The organism is Mesorhizobium sp. B2-2-3, from assembly GCF_006442405.1.
GTDB lineage: Bacteria > Pseudomonadota > Alphaproteobacteria > Rhizobiales > Rhizobiaceae > Mesorhizobium.
In genome coordinates, this window is record NZ_VFWC01000003.1 from 143,419 (window position 1) to 158,168 (window position 14,750).

At 64.9% G+C, this 14,750-nt stretch carries 13 protein-coding genes; 8 read left to right on the forward strand and 5 right to left on the reverse strand.

The features are described from left to right. The first annotated feature begins 200 nt into the window (after nt 1-200). Nucleotides 201-836 (forward strand): isoprenylcysteine carboxylmethyltransferase family protein, encoded by a 636-nt coding sequence (locus tag FJ951_RS06655; RefSeq protein ID WP_140514049.1) that lies wholly within the window; start codon nt 201-203, stop codon nt 834-836. 47 nt (nt 837-883) lie between these two features. Here the strand turns inward: FJ951_RS06655 and FJ951_RS06660 are convergent, their stop codons facing one another. After that, nucleotides 884-1,369: a hypothetical protein gene (locus FJ951_RS06660; RefSeq protein WP_140492097.1), complete on the reverse strand. Its 486-nt coding sequence runs from the start codon at nt 1,367-1,369 to the stop codon at nt 884-886. Nucleotides 1,370-1,581: 212 nt separating this feature from the next. Between FJ951_RS06660 and FJ951_RS06665 the strand changes: the two genes are divergently transcribed. Both FJ951_RS06665 and FJ951_RS06670 read left to right on the forward strand, forming a co-directional pair. Next, the gene (locus FJ951_RS06665) at nt 1,582-1,947 is read left to right on the forward strand and encodes a RidA family protein (RefSeq protein ID WP_140514050.1); all 366 of its coding nucleotides are present in this window, start codon (nt 1,582-1,584) and stop codon (nt 1,945-1,947) included. Between the two features lie 40 nt (nt 1,948-1,987). Continuing rightward, nucleotides 1,988-3,223, forward strand: coding sequence for an amidohydrolase/deacetylase family metallohydrolase (locus FJ951_RS06670; RefSeq protein WP_140514051.1), 1,236 nt, complete (start codon nt 1,988-1,990; stop codon nt 3,221-3,223). Nucleotides 3,224-3,454: 231 nt separating this feature from the next. Here FJ951_RS06670 and FJ951_RS06680 read toward each other — a convergent pair whose 3' ends face one another. Both FJ951_RS06680 and FJ951_RS06685 read right to left on the reverse strand, forming a co-directional pair. Further along, nucleotides 3,455-5,245, reverse strand: a complete 1,791-nt coding sequence (locus tag FJ951_RS06680) for an NAD(P)/FAD-dependent oxidoreductase (protein ID WP_140514052.1) — start codon at nt 5,243-5,245, stop codon at nt 3,455-3,457. 196 nt (nt 5,246-5,441) lie between these two features. Further along, nucleotides 5,442-6,386, reverse strand: a complete 945-nt coding sequence (locus tag FJ951_RS06685) for a MurR/RpiR family transcriptional regulator (RefSeq protein ID WP_140514053.1) — start codon at nt 6,384-6,386, stop codon at nt 5,442-5,444. A 326-nt stretch (nt 6,387-6,712) separates the two neighbouring features. On the opposite strand from FJ951_RS06685, the gene FJ951_RS06690 reads away from it, so the two are divergent. The 5 genes from FJ951_RS06690 to FJ951_RS06710 all read left to right on the forward strand — a co-directional run bounded on the left by FJ951_RS06690 (nt 6,713) and on the right by FJ951_RS06710 (nt 12,527). Continuing rightward, on the forward strand, nt 6,713-7,546 hold the full coding sequence (locus FJ951_RS06690) for an ABC transporter ATP-binding protein (RefSeq protein WP_140514054.1): 834 nt from the start codon (nt 6,713-6,715) through the stop codon (nt 7,544-7,546). Continuing rightward, nucleotides 7,543-8,397: an ABC transporter permease gene (locus FJ951_RS06695; RefSeq protein ID WP_140492076.1), complete on the forward strand. Its 855-nt coding sequence runs from the start codon at nt 7,543-7,545 to the stop codon at nt 8,395-8,397. Before FJ951_RS06690 ends, FJ951_RS06695 begins: the two co-directional genes overlap by 4 nt. A 78-nt stretch (nt 8,398-8,475) precedes the next feature. After that, entirely contained in the window at nt 8,476-9,648 is a 1,173-nt protein-coding gene (locus tag FJ951_RS06700; RefSeq protein ID WP_140514055.1) for an ABC transporter substrate-binding protein, read from the forward strand. 172 nt (nt 9,649-9,820) lie between these two features. Then, on the forward strand, nt 9,821-10,912 hold the full coding sequence (locus tag FJ951_RS06705; RefSeq protein WP_140514056.1) for a Gfo/Idh/MocA family oxidoreductase: 1,092 nt from the start codon (nt 9,821-9,823) through the stop codon (nt 10,910-10,912). Nucleotides 10,913-11,090: 178 nt separating this feature from the next. Continuing rightward, nucleotides 11,091-12,527 carry an amidase gene (locus FJ951_RS06710; protein ID WP_140514057.1) on the forward strand — a complete coding sequence of 479 codons (1,437 nt, stop codon included), beginning with the start codon at nt 11,091-11,093 and terminating at the stop codon, nt 12,525-12,527. 241 nt (nt 12,528-12,768) lie between these two features. On the opposite strand, the gene FJ951_RS06720 is transcribed toward FJ951_RS06710, so the two are convergent. After that, on the reverse strand, nt 12,769-14,013 hold the full coding sequence (locus tag FJ951_RS06720) for a Xaa-Pro peptidase family protein (protein ID WP_140514058.1): 1,245 nt from the start codon (nt 14,011-14,013) through the stop codon (nt 12,769-12,771). 149 nt (nt 14,014-14,162) lie between these two features. Next, on the reverse strand, nt 14,163-14,726 hold the full coding sequence (locus FJ951_RS06725; RefSeq protein ID WP_224618147.1) for an invasion associated locus B family protein: 564 nt from the start codon (nt 14,724-14,726) through the stop codon (nt 14,163-14,165). Between the last annotated feature and the right edge of the window lie 24 nt (nt 14,727-14,750).

The window sequence follows — 14,750 nt, forward strand, 5'->3', positions numbered from 1 at the left end:
GACCGGCATCGCAATGATATGGAAGCGACTTCACTCCAGCCTGTCCGCCGGCATACAAATTCGTAAGGTTGGACCTGGTTGGCGCAAAAAGGCTTTACGAACGTCGTGCGCTGCTTTGATAGAAAGCGATTGCCTTGTATCCGCCATCAATGGCGTGCCCGAGTGCACGCGGGCCTCGCCAGCGCCCCAGGAAAACACGAATGACCTACGCTTCCCTCAAGCCGGTCTCAGAGGCCTTCGTCCAGCGCAAACGGCTGATTTTCGTGCGAGTGGCGGCGGTGCTCGCGGTCCTGCTTCTGTTCCTCACCAAGCCTGGGCTCAACGAGGGCTCGCAAGGCCACGAGACGCTCGAATTCCTCGGCTTCTGTCTGGTGCTCGCCTGCGTCGCCGGCCGGCTCTGGAGCATCCTCTATGTCGGCGGCAAGAAAAACGAGGAACTGGTCTCGATCGGACCGTTCTCGATAAGTCAGAACCCGCTCTATTTCTTCTCGACGGTGGGCGCTGTCGGTATCGGACTGCTCTACGGCTCGGTTCTGGCGGCCGTGGCGCTGGGCGCTGCCAGCTTCCTCATCTTCCGCGTCACGGCGCGCAAGGAAGCCGAATACCTCCTGGGCAAATTCGGCCCGGCCTATCTCGCCTACACCAAGGCCACGCCGCGCTTCTGGCCGAACCCGCTGCTCTACCGCGACAATGACGAGTTGCAATTCTCGACGCGCGCGCTGAAGCGCACCTTCTATGACGGGCTCTATTTCCTGGCCATTTTCCCGGCCATCGAGCTGATCGAATATCTCCGGGAGAGCGGGCTGCTGTTCCCGGCCTTCGTGACGCTCTACTGATCGTCGGATCGGTTGCAAAAACCGACCGCCCTCGACAACAGGCGCTATCAGCCTCCCAGCGGATAGGGCATGTAGCCGACGAAGCCCGCGATCTTCCAGCTGCCGCCGACCTTCCTGCAGAAATACAGCGTCTGCCATTTCAGCCGATCGACGCCGCCATCCGCCTTGGCGACGGTGCCGTCGAATTTCTTGTGCAGCACGGCGCGGTCGCCGTCGACATCGATGTCGCGCAGGTTGGTGACGCGGAACAGCGCCTCGCGCAGCGGCTCGGCGAATTTGGTCGCCGCCGTTTCCTTGGCCTGGCGCAGCCACTCGTCGCGATAGATCTCCAGCCGCGGGAACTGCAGCCGCCAGGCGTCGGCGTTGGCAAGAAAATGCGCGTGCATGCCGAAGAAGCTTTCGGCGACAAAATCGTCCTCGACCATGGACCAGTCCTGACCGATGAAGGCATCGATGTCGCGCCGCACCAGCATCTCCCAGAGGGCGTGGCGGTCGGCATCCCCTGATGGAAACGGGTTCTTGTCGAAGGTCATTCTCGGTTCTCCGCTCTGGAAATGCGCCCGTCCGTTTCAGGCCCGGCCGGCGAGCGCGCACGATGCAAGCGCTTCTGTAATAAAGCAACATGGATTTCCAGGAATGTTGCTTTCCAACAAGACCTCTATCGGGATCGCCTCGATCGGGGTAAATCTCGGCCGAAGCGGGCGCTCCCATCGTGTCCCGTCATAGCATCAGAGGAGGTCCGCTCTTGCCCAAGCAATGTTTTGGAACGTCGCATGTCCCGCTGTCACCCGCAGTGCGGGCCGGCGACTTCGTCTATATCTCTGGCCAGGTGCCGGTCGGCGGCGACGGCATCGTGGTCAGGGGCGGCATATCGGAACAGACCGAGCAGGTGCTTTCCAACGTCAAGGCGGCGCTGGCGCTGGCCGGCTGCACCATGGACGATGTGGTCAAGACCACCGTCTGGCTTGAGGACGCGCGCGACTTCGGCGCCTTCAACGCCGTCTATGCCAGGCATTTCCCGAAGAACCCGCCGGCCCGCACCACGGTCGAATCGCGGCTGATGATCGACATCAAGATCGAAATGGAAGCCGTCGCTTACCGGCCGCTCTGACGGCCGTCGGCGAGGATGGGACGAAGCGGAGGCGCGCCCGATGCAATTTGATCTTCTGTTCAAGGGCGGGCGGCTGATCGATCCGGCGGCCGGGCTCGACGCGCCGCGCGATCTTGCCATCGCCAATGGCCGCGTCGCCGCCATCGACGCCGACATTCCCGCCGACCGCGCGGCCAGCGTCATCGATGCCAAGGGCTGCATCGTGGCGCCCGGCCTCGTCGACCTGCACAGCCACGTCTATTGGGGCGGCACCTCGCTCGGCGTCGATGCCGACCGGCTGGCGGCTAAGAGCGGCACCACCACCTTCATTGATGCCGGCAGTGCCGGCGCCGGCAATTTCCTCGGCTTTCGCCGTCATGTCATGGAGCGCTCGAAGGTGCGCATCCTGGCCTATGTCAACATCTCCTTCGCCGGCATTTTCGGCTTCTCGCAGACCGTCTCGGTCGGCGAGTGCAGCGATCTCAGGCTCTGCGAACCGCGCGAAGTGGTGGCGGCGGTGCGCGAGCACGCGGACGTCGTCGTCGGCGTCAAGGTCCGCTCCGGCAAGCATGCCGGCGGCACCAGCGGCATCGCGCCGGTCGATCTGGCGCTGGAGGCGGCCGACAAATCCGGTCTGCCGCTGATGGCGCACATAGACGAGCCGCCGCCCGGGCGCTCGGAAGTGCTGCCGCGCCTGCGCAGGGGCGATATTCTCACCCATTGCTTCCGGCCGTTTCCCAACGCGCCGGTCTTCGCCTCCGGCGCCGTGCGGCCCGACATGCGGCTGGCGCGCGAGCGCGGCGTCATCTTCGATCTCGGCCACGGCATGGGCTCGTTCGACTTCGAGGTCGCTCGCGCCATGCTGGCCGAAGGGCTGGCGCCCGACGTCATCTCGAGCGACGTGCATCTCTACTGCGTCGACGGTCCGGCCTTCGACATACTGGTGTGCATGTCGAAGCTGCTGGCGCTCGGCATGCCGCTGGTCGAGGTGTTGCGCGCCGCCACCCAAGCGGCGGCGCAGGCGATCGCGCGGCCTGATCTGGGCACGCTCAAGGTCGGAACCGCCGGCGACGTCGCGCTGCTGCGGCAGCACTCCGGCCGCTTCACCTTTGTCGACGCGGTCGGCGCCTCGCTGGTCGCCGACCAGCGGCTGGTCTGCGAAGGCATCGCCATCGGCGGCGCCTGGTGGCCGAACGAGACGATGAACGATGCCGGCGATACCGAGCGTTTCGAGGCGCATGTGGGGCATACGCATGTCGAGGTCGCGGCCAGGCATTTTGGGCACCGGCATGATTGATTGATCTCGGTAGCACTGCGCCGCCTGTCTTGCCGCGGCGGCGCGTTTGGCGAATGGCTTCCCCCACTCCGTCGCTGCTCCGCAGCGCCACCTCTCCCCCCTCCGGAGGGAGAGGAAGGGAGCCTCCCGGCATAAGCTCGCGCCCTTCCTCTCCCCCGTCGATCGGGGGAGAGGTGTCGAGCGAAGCTCGACGGAGTGGGGTCGACCTTCCCTCGAAGCAACGCTTCCGCTTCACCGTCGCGCGTTGCTGACCGCCCCGTAAACCGGCGTATCAATCCCCTCCATCCGCGCCTTGATCTGCAGCGCCACATATTTCGAATAGAAGCGCGAGAGCGCCAGATTGCCGCCGTGGAACCACAGCCCTTCCTGCGCCGTCGGTTTCCACATGTTGCGCAATTCGCCCTGCCATGGCCCGGGATCGCCCTTGACGCCGGAACCGAGACCCCAGCACGGGCCGACCCTGTCGGCGACCTCGCGCGAGACGATTTGCGCCACGGTTTCATTCATCGACTGATAGCCGGTGCAGGCGATGATGGCGTCGGCTTCAAGCTCGCTGCCGTCCTCGAAGAGAATGCCTTTCGCCGTCAGCGACTTGATCGCCACGCCGCTGCGGATGCCGATCTTGCCGTCGATGATCAGGTCCGAAGCGCCGACATCGATGTAGTAGCCGGAGCCGGTGCGGTAGGCCTTCATCAGCAGGCCGGTCTCGTCGTCACCGAAGTCGAGGGCGAAGCCGGCGGCGGCGAGGCGTTCGTAAAAAGCCGCGTCGCGCGTGCGGATAACGTCATAGAGCGCCCGCTGGCCCTTGGGCACCAGCGCGAAGGGCGTCGAGGCGACGATCATGTCGGCCTTTTCGGTGGTGATGCCGCGCGCCAGCGCGTTCTCCGAAAAGATCTCGAAACCGACTTCCATCAGCGTGTCCGATTTGACCACGGTCGTCGGCGAACGCTGGATCATGGTGACCTCGGCGCCGCTTTCCCAGAGATCGACGCAGACATCGTGCCCGGAGCTCGCCGCGCCGATGACCGCGGTCTTTTTGCCGCGGAACTTCTCGCCGCTGGAATACTGGCTGGAATGCAGCAGCTCGCCCTTAAAGTCACCGGCGCCCGGCAGGTCGATCGGCCGCGCCGGACCGTAGGCGCCGGTGGCGAAGACGATGTGCTTGGGCTTCAGCGTGATGTGCTGGCCGACGCGGTCCACGACCACGGTCCAGACCTTCTCGGCCTCGTCATAGCTGGCGCTGACGCATCTGGTGGCGACCCAATAGTTGAGCTCCATGACGCGCGTGTACATTTCCAGCCAGTCGCCCATCTTGTCCTTGGGCGTGAAGACCGGCCAATTGTCGGGAAACGGAATGTAAGGCAGATGGTCGTACCAGACCGGATCGTGCAGCACGAGGGTGCGGTAGCGCTTGCGCCAGGAATCGCCCGGCCGGGCATTCTTCTCGATGACGATCGAGGGCACGCCGAGCTGCCTGAGCCGCGCGCCCAGCATGATGCCGCCCTGGCCGCCGCCGATGACCAGGCAATAGGGCTGCTCCGAAGCGCCAAGCTCGCGGGTCTCGCGCGCCCGCGCCTCCGACCAGGTCTCGCGCTCCGGGTCGGCCTTGTGGCGCACGCCCAGCGGCCGCGTCGCGCCCTTGCGCTCCTCGAATCCTTTCAGGTCGGTCATTGCCGTGAACAATGTCCGGCAGCGGCCGTCGCGCAGGCGCATGATGCCCTGGCCCGAGGCCACGGCGGTCTCGAAGGTGAACCAGGCCTCGATTATCCCCTCGTCCGAGGTGGCTTCGCCGGTGAGCTGCCATCTTGCCGGCCGCGTCGCTGCCAGCGTCGCCTTCAGCATGTCGGCGATCGCCTCGCGCCCTTCCATCGTGGTGACGTTCCAGGTGAAGGTCAGGAGGTCACGCCAGTAGCAATCGTCGACGAACAGGTTGGCCGCGGCCGCTATGTCACCGGCTTCGAGCGCCTTGTCGAAAGCGCCGAGCCATGCGGCTGCCTGTTGCGATGGTGCTATTTCGAGCATTTGTTTCCCTCTTTTTCGCGTTGGCGCTGTCCGGTGTTCCCTTCTCCCCTTGTGGGAAGAAGGTGGCCTCGCGGCGCGAGGTCGGATGAGGGGTGCTCCAGCTCGGCACGGACGTCACTCCGTCACCCACCCCTCAACCGTCACGGCGCTGCGCGCCGATCCACCTTCTCCCACAGGGGGAGAAGGGAAAAGCCTCCTAATCCCCGAGCGGCTCCATCTCCTTGCCGGTGCGGTGGATCTGGGCATTGTATTTGATGCGGCGGACCGTCTCGCGGGCCGAGCCGTCAAGCTTGTAGGCGGCAGCCACCGCCATGAGGTCGATCATGGCCAAAAAGGCGAAGCGCGATGCCGTCGGCTTCAGCGTATCGGGATATTCCGGCACCGCTACGGTCAGCCTGACGTCGCCGACGCGCGCGAGCTCGGTGTCGGGCGCCGTCACGCAGATGGCATTGGCGCGGTAGTGCTTGGCGAGTTCGACCGCCTCGATCACCTCGCGCGTGCGCCCCGTCGCCGAAATGGCGATCACCAGGTCGCCGGGCTTCAAGGTCGAGGCGGTCATGCGCATGAGATAAGGGTCGCATTGCGCGCTGATCGATATGCCGTAGCGAAACAGCCGGTACTGCGTTTCCTGCGCCAGCGCCGAGGAACTGCCGCCCAGTCCGAACACCGTAACCTGGCGCGCCTTGGCGATCAGCTCGGCGGCCTTCTGCAGCTGGACCGGATCGAGCTGCCGCTCGGCCTCCTGCAGCGCCCGCCGCGCTTCGCCGAACACCGCGTTCCAGAACGGCATGCCGGTGTCGTTCTCCCTGGCTGGCGAAGTGTCCAGATAGAGCGCGCCGACGACGAGGCTCTGCGCCAGCTTCAGCTTGAAATCACGCACGCCCTCGCAGCCGATGGCGCGGCAGAAGCGGGTCACCGTCGGTTCGCTGACGCCGGCACGCTGGGCAAGGGCGGCGTTGGAGGCATCGACCGCGTATTTGACGTCGTCGAGCACGACATCGGCGACGCGGCGCTCGGCCGGACGCAGCTCGGCATAGGTATCCTTGACCAGCGAGATGATGTCGGGAATGCGCCGCACAGGCTCACCCCCGTCCCCCTCGCCATCCGTCATCAGGTTTTCCCGGCTGTCAGCTTCGGTCATGAAGTGGCCTTCCCTGGTCCCTTGTCGACCTCTTACCATGCTTGCACGCTGTCGTTCCATGTGCACGGCCCCGCTGCAACTGCTGCGTGCCGTTGCGGCATGTCACCCGGCTTTGCCCATCTGCAACGCCGCCTTGTTGTGCCACTTTTCCCGAGTATGTAGGAAAGCAACACGCATTTCAAGATAAAGAAAAGACAGCGAAAGCAGGTATATAGAGGAATAGGCGGCTCTCAACGACGGAACGATCGCGCTCTTCGCTTGACACCAAAGTAGGATAGTTACACACTGACTTTGGCAGTCGATTGGACGCACTCTCCGAGGGGCGGATGAACGCGGGCGAAACAACAGCGCCGAAGCTTGGTGTGCAGGCAGCGACCAAGATCTATCACACCGCATCCGGCGACCTCCTGGCGCTGGACCGCTGCAGCCTCGACGTCCACGCCAATGAAATCGTTTCGATCGTCGGCCCGTCCGGCTGCGGCAAGACCACGCTTTTGTGGTCGATGTCGGGCTTGCACAGCCTGACCGGCGGCGAGATCCGGCTCGACGGCGTCAAGATCACCGGGCCGCATCCCGACATCGGCATCGTGTTCCAGGAAGCGAACCTGCTGCCTTGGCGCAATCTCGATGCCAACATCCGCTTTCCCTTCGAGATCAAGGGCGAGAAACCAGACCGCGCATGGATCGCGCATCTGCTCCACCGCGTCGGGCTCGACGGTTTCGGCGGCAAGTTCCCGCGCGAGCTTTCGGGCGGCATGCAGCAGCGCGCCGCGATCGTACGGGCGCTGGCGCCAAAACCCTCCGTGCTTTTGATGGACGAGCCGTTCGGCGCGCTCGACAGTTTTACCCGCGAGGAGATGAACCGTCTCGTCGAGGAGATCTGGCTCGACACCAAGACCACCATCGTCTTCATCACCCACAGCATTGAGGAAGCAATCTTCCTCTCCGACCGCGTGGTGGTGCTGAGCGCGCGCCCCGGCCGCGTCGCCAGGGAATACCGCGTGCCGTTCGCGCGGCCGCGCTCGCTGGAGATCATGGCGACGAAAGAGGTTTTCGACCTCACCAACCGGATCAAGATGGACATCGTCGGCGAGCGCGTCAGGCCGAAGGCGCCGGAGCAGGAACGCGCCAGCGCCGAGATCGTGAGGATCAGGCCGTGAGCGACGCCATCCCGGAATTCTCGAAATCGAAATCGGGTGCCAAGTCCGGCGATGGGCAGGACGTCAGCCTGACCAACCTGTCGGCCTTCGCCAGCGGCCCCGGCATCAAATCGGGCAAGGAGGTGGCGGCGATCATCGCTGTCGCCGTGATCATCATCGGCGGCATCGAACTGGCGCTGCGCCTGTTCCATGTACCGCTCTATATCATGCCGCCGCCAAGCTCGATCGCCTACGCGCTGTTCGACGAATTCCCGCTGATCGCGCCGCATCTCGGCTACACGCTGGTCGAGCTGGTTTCCGGCTTCGCCATCGGCGCCGTCGTCGGCCTGGTGCTGGCCGCCGTCATCACCCAGTTCCCCTTCGCCGAAAAGATCGTCGCGCCCTACATCCTGCTTCTCGTCACCACGCCGATGCTGGCGCTGGTGCCGCTCTTGATCCTGCGCTTCGGCTTCGGCTACACGCCGCGCATCATCGCGGTGGCGCTGGCCGCCGGGCCGATGGTGATGATCAACGCCGCCACCGGCTTTCGCCGCGTCGACAGCGCCAAGATCGCGCTGGCGCGCTCCTACGGCGCCAGCACCTTGCAGATATTCTGGAAGATCCGCGCGCCGATGGCGCTGCCGATGATCCTGGTCGGGCTGATGATAGGCGCCATCTTCGGCCTGCTGACCGCAGTCGGCGCGGAGATGGTCGGCGGCGGCTTCGGCCTCGGCAACCGGCTCACCACCTATTCGTCCATGATCCAGATGCCGCAATTCTTCGCCGTGGTGCTGATCCTGTCGACGCTCGGCATCCTGATCTACGTGCTGTTCTTCCTGATCGGCAAGAAATGGGCGAGCTGGGAGGCTTGAGCACGAGATCATGAACGCCCCGGAGCGGGCGAAAGGCCATCGATCAACAAGAAGGTCAATCAACAAAAGGGGAATGCCATGACCGACCAGAACTCATTCCAGACGGCGACAAGAACGGGCATCAGCCGCCGCACCTTCCTGCAGGTGACGGCAGCCGGCGTCGTGACCGCCACCGCGCTCGGTGCATCGGGCTTGAAGGCCAGGGCGGCGGCCTATGAAAAATTCACCTGGATCTCGCCGCGCGGCACGCTCGAAGTGCTCGACGACTATCCTTATTGGGCAGCCAAGAAGGCAGGCTATTTCGACGGGCTCAGCACCGACATGCAGCCAGGCCCGTCGGACGGCACGGCGACGGTGAAGTTCGTCGATGTCGGCCAGGCCGATATGGGCTTTCCCTCGCCCGGCGTGTTCTCCTTCGCCATCCAGAACGGCATGAAGCTGAAGTCGGTGTTCCACATGGGCGCGCGCGACACGTTCTCCATCGCCTTCCGCAAGGGCGAGGGTACGAACGACTTGAAGAAGCTCGAAGGCAAGACCATCCTGCTCGGCTCCGCCGCCTGGCAGTCGATCACCGATCCGCTGCTTGCCGCGCAAGGCGTCGACATCAAGAAGGTCAAGTATGTCGAGGCCGGCTGGCCGACCTGGGGCACCGCGCTCGCCGGCGGCCAGGGCGACGCTGCCTTGTCGTGGGAGGGGCTGCGCGCCGAATGGATCGCCAAGGGCCTCGACTTCGAATACTGGCTCGGCGTGAAGAATTCCAAGCTGCCGGCCAACACCTTCGTCGTGCGCGCCGCCGATCTCGAAGATCCCGACAAGAAGGCGTTCCTGGAAAAATATCTGCGCGGCTGGGCGATGGGGCTGGAGTTCGGCTACCAGAACCCACGCGCGGCGGTCGAAGCGGTGTTCGAGCAGTTCCCGACATTGGCCAAGAACCTCGGCCCCGAGCTCGGCACCACCTCGATCCTGCAGCAGATCAACGTCTTCCGCGGCGACATGGACAAGCGCGGCGGCTGGGGCTCGCACGACATGGCGAGCTGGCAAGGCTTCTTCGACGAGATCCACAAGATCGGCCAGATCACCAATCCGGTGAAGGCCGAGGATGTCTGCACCAACGAGCTGATTCCGGCCGCCAACGACTTCGACAAGGCCAAGGTCAAGGCCGATGCCGACAGCGTCAAGCTGACGGAGGGCTTTGCCGCGCTCGATGTCGAGAAGATCAAGGCGCATCTGTTCGATTCGGCGGTGAAGTAAGAGCTGCAAAAAGAGGTCGTTCATTGCCCTGTCTTGGCTCCTTTCCTCTCCCTCCGGACAGGGGAGAGGAAAGGGCAGGCGGATGAGGGGCGGCGCCAACCTGAAGTGATTGTTCTGGATGCCCAGGCGCGGCAGCAGCTCGCCAGGTCCTATCAAAAATTGGGAGGCTGAATTGGCCGACAAAATAAAAGTGCTGGTTGTGGGTCTCGGCAATATGGGCGCCTCGCATGCCAGCGCCTATCACCGCTCGGACGGCTTCGAGATCGTCGGCATCATGAGCCGCTCGATCAAGAGCAACAAGAAGATTCCAGCCGAATTGTCCGGCTATCCGCTTTACGAGGATTTCGATCAGGCGCTCGCGGTGACCAGGCCGGACGCCGTGTCGATCAACAGCTGGCCCAACACCCATGCCGAATACGCGCTGAAGGCGATAGCGGCCAACTGCCACGTGTTCATGGAAAAGCCGCTCGCCACCAACATCGAGGATGCCGAAAAGGTCGTCGCGGCAGCGCGGGCGAAGAACCGCAAGCTGGTGCTTGGCTACATCCTGCGCGTCCACCCGTCCTGGATAAAATTCATCGAGGTCGGCAAGACGCTGGGCAAGCCGCTGGTGATGCGCCTCAACCTCAACCAGCAGAGCAGCGGCAGCGCCTGGCACTGGCACAAGAACCTGATCGATTCGCTGATCCCGATCGTTGATTGCGGCGTGCACTATGTCGACGTCATGTGCCAGCTCACGGGCGCCAGGCCGGTGCGCGTGCACGGCATCGGCGCGAAGCTCTGGGCGGAAGCCGACAAGCAGAATTACGGCCATCTCCACGTCACCTTCGATGACGGTTCGGTCGGCTGGTACGAGGCAGGCTGGGGCCCGATGATGAGCGAGACGGCCTATTTCGTGAAGGACGTGGTGGGGCCGAAGGGCGCGGTGTCGATCGTCGCCGGCCAGCAGGCGAGCATCGCAGCGGAAGCGGCGGAGGTGTCGAACTCGGCCGACATCGATCGCCACACCAAGACCGACGCGCTGAAGATCCACTATGCCGCGGTCGACGCCGACAAGAATTTTGCGAAGCCCGACGAGATCGTCAGCATGGAGGACGAGCCCGGCCACCAGGAACTCTGCGACCGCGAACAGGCCTTCTTCCTGCGCGCCATCCGCGAGGATCTCGATTTGACCGAGCAGATGGACGCCGCCGTCAACAGCCTGCGCATCGTGCTCGCCGCCGAACAGAGCATCGAATTGGGGCGCACCGTCGAGCTGGCGTGAGAGCGCGCTGCCGGGGGCAACAGCTTCAGATCGGCGCCGCCCCTCACGCAGCGCCCCCGAGAAGATTCTCCCGTCACTCACGGGGAGAAGGTGCCGGCAGGCGGATGAGGGGCGGCGCCAACGTCGGCCCGAAGCGATAGCTCGGGCGCGGCGCGAGGCAAAGACTAGGAGGAGAGATATGGTCACCGACAGCCTGCTGAAAACCTATGCGAACTCCGATGCTCTGGACCTTGCTGACTTGGTGCATCGGGGCAAGGTTTCACCTGCGGAACTGGTCGAGGCGGCGATCACGCTGGTCGAGCAGCTCAACCCGGCGCTGAACGCGGTCATCCATCGCCTCTACGACATGGCGCGTGCCCAGGCGCAGACGGTCGACAGATCAGCACCTTTCGCCGGCGTGCCGTTCCTGCTCAAGGAACTGGCCTCGTCCTGGACCGGCGCCCCGAACACCAACTCTTGCCTCTACCTGAAAGATGTCGTCGCCGATTTCGACACCGAAGTCGTGCGCCGTATGAAGGCGGCCGGGCTGGTGCTGGTCGGCAAGTCGAACGCGCCCGAAAACGGCTGGTCGATCACGACGGAACCGAAGCTCTACGGCACGACGAAGAACCCGTGGAAGGAAGGCATCACGCCAGGTGGCTCGAGCGGCGGCGCGGCGGCGGCCGTCGCTTCGCGCATGGTGCCGATCGCCGAGGCCAGCGACGGCGCCGGCTCGATCCGCATTCCGGCCTCCTGCTGCGGCATCGTCGGGCTGAAGCCGTCGCGCGGCCGCGTCAGCCTGGCACCGTTCGGCGACTATTGGTATGGCGGCGCCTATTTCCTGTGCTGCTCGCGCAGCGTGCGCGACACCGCGGCCTATCTCGACGCGGTGGCCGGCGCCTTGCCGGGCGACCCCTATACGCCGCCGGTCCCCGACGCCTCCTGGCTCAGCCTGTCGGCACAGGCACCGAAGAAACTGCGCATCGGCTTCACCGTCATGCCGCCCAACGGCACGGCCATCGATGCGGACGTGAAGGCGGCGGTGCTGGCCACCGTGGCGGCGTTGGAGCGGCTGGGACATGATGTCGAGGAACACGACATGTCGCTCGATGCCAATGCCGTGTGGGCCACCTATACCAACATGACCTGCGTGCAGACGGCGGCGACCTTCGGCTATCATGAAACGGTGATCGGCCGCCCGGTGACGCCTGATGATGTCGAACCGGTGACCTGGGCGGTCATCGAACGCGGCCGTGCGACCAGCGGCATCAGGCACATCTCCGATGTCGAGCAGCTCAGGCAGGTCGGCCGCGACATCGTCGGCGACCTTTCGCCCTACGATCTCTTCGTCACCCCGACGCTGACGCAGCTGCCGCGTCCGTTCGGCTATTACGACATGTCGGAGACCGACATCGACCGCTACAACGCCAAATGGACGGATGCGGCGTTCGCCTTCCCCTTCAACATCTCAGGCCAGCCGGCCATCTCGCTGCCGCTCGGCTGGTCGAAAGACGGCGTACCGATCGGGGTGCAGCTTGTCGGCCGCTACGGCGACGAGGCAGCGGTGCTGGCCGCGTCGGCGCAGCTCGAGCGGGAAATGCCGTGGAGGGACAGGCGGCCGCCGGTGAGCGGTTAATCGCTCGCGGCAGGGCACCCATCGCCGAGTTCTGTGGCGCCCCCCTCTGTCCTGCCGGACATCTCCCCCTCAAGGGGGGAGATTGGAAGTTTCGGCGCCGGCTCATCTTGTTCTTGCAACGTTGAAAATTGGCGAAAGCGGGAGCGATAATCGATCTCCCCCCTTGAAGGGGAGATGCCCGGCAGGGCAGAGGGGGGCGCCGTAGGGCGCTGACAGTGACACCGTCACGATCCCGCCCTCGCTATCCTATCCTCTCCAATCGCCTTGGCAGCTGGTTCATCGCGGCTGGCCCATCCGGCGTGATCAGGAACTGGTCCTCCAGGTTGAAGCTGGCGAGGCCGTCGATGTAGAGCGGGATCTCGAAGGCCAGCACCATGCCGGCTTCGACCAGGACATCGCTGTCGGCCGCAATGAACGGCCATTGCTCCGAGAACACAGACTGCCCGACACCGTGGCCGAAATGCCCACGGCGGTAGGAGCGCAGGCCTTGCCGCGCCAGGCTGTCGGTGGCGGCGCGGTGCACATGGCCGAGCGAATTTCCCGGCACGAGTGCCGCCAGCCCGTCCTCGAAAGCGCGCTCGGCGATCGCGTGCAGTTCGACCTGGTCGGCGGAAGCGGGGCCGAAAGTGAAGTTGCGCGACATGTCGGAGGCATACCCGCCGACCGTGCAGACCATGTCGCATTTCAGCGGATCGCCGGGCATCCCCTTGGCATCGGCACCTTTGGCCCGGGCGCCGAGCGTCACATATTCCGCCGTCGCGACCGGATGGGAGAGGCCCGCCGCCGCCGCGGCCACGCCTTGCCGGTAGAGCGCGACGAGATCGGCCTGGCGCATGCCGGCCATCGCATCCACCTGCAGCCGCTCCAGCCCTGCTTCAGACAGGATAATGCCTTGCTGCAGGAGCTCGATCTCGCGTTGCGACTTGATCGCCCGCAGCCGATCCAAGACCGACGAGCCGTCGACCATCCGGCAATGCGGCAGCAGCGCCTGCATGGCCGCGAAATCGGCGGCCGGAACAAAGTCGAGGTCGACGCCGAGCGTTGCGCGCTCCAGTCCGAATTCGGCAAGCAAAGCTTGCAACTGGCGCACCGAGCCGGCGAGATCGAAGGTGGCGGGGCGCGCGAAATCCGGCGCGCGGGCAAGCGAGACAAGGCCGGCCTCGATGCGCTCCGCCAGAAGAAGGCCGCGGGTTTCCGTCTCGACCGGCGCGGATTCGATCCAGATCGGGTGCGAACGCACCACCGCTTCGGGCGCTGCGATCCGCAGCTGCGCCGCGTTGAAATCCGCGACGACGACGCCGATCGGCAGGTCCTGCCCAGCCGGGATGACAACGAAGCCGGCGCCGGCACGCCGGAACAGCCCCGCCGGGCCGATCGACACGCCGGTCGCATAGTGGAAGGCCTCGGGCGCTGAGAGCACCAGCGCCTGCAGGCCGGCGCGTTGCATCAGTTGCATCGCGCGCTGGCGGTCGACAAAGCCGGTCATGGTTCTCTCCGGATGGCTGAAGCGACATCGGAGCATTGCGGAAGCGGACAATCAAGCGGCACGATGCCGGTAGTCTCCGCCACAAGATGGAACCTGTCGTGGCCTGGAGCATTGCCCGGCGACGGCGGCGGGGGAGCGCGGCGAGCCCGCTACTTGATCGATTCCAGCTTGGCGATTGCCGCGGTGAAGCCGGCCAGCGAGACCGGGATGGTGACCGGCTTGCGGGTCACCGATTCCATGCCGATGTTGAGATTGGTTCCCGACTTCATCGCCTTGATCAGTTCCGGCGGCAGCGGCGTGGCGGCATAGGCGCCGTTCTGGTCGCTGGTCTGGATGGCGATGGTCGTCTTCTGGCCTTGATCGATCTGGTAGCTGGCGCCGGAGGGCAGGAACAGCCCGTGCGGCAGGGCGAGCAGCATGGCGAGGGAGCCGTTGCCGTTGTCGCGGCGCACGGTCACGGTCAGCACGCGCTGTCCGGTCTTGGCTTCGGTCAGGTTCTGCGACACCTGGCATTGAAGCTCGCTGTTGGCCGCGCCGCTTGAACAGTTCACCGCCCATGGATTGGCGTCGGCCGGCTTGGATTGAGCGGCCGGGGGCTGCGCCGGCTTGGCGTCCTCGGCAAGCGCCGGCCCGGCGACCGATGCGATCAGCCCCAGGGCGCCCAGTGCTGCCGTCACATTTAACAGATTAGCACGCGCTAAAATGGCTGCCATGTTCTTCACGCCCCGCATTTTTCT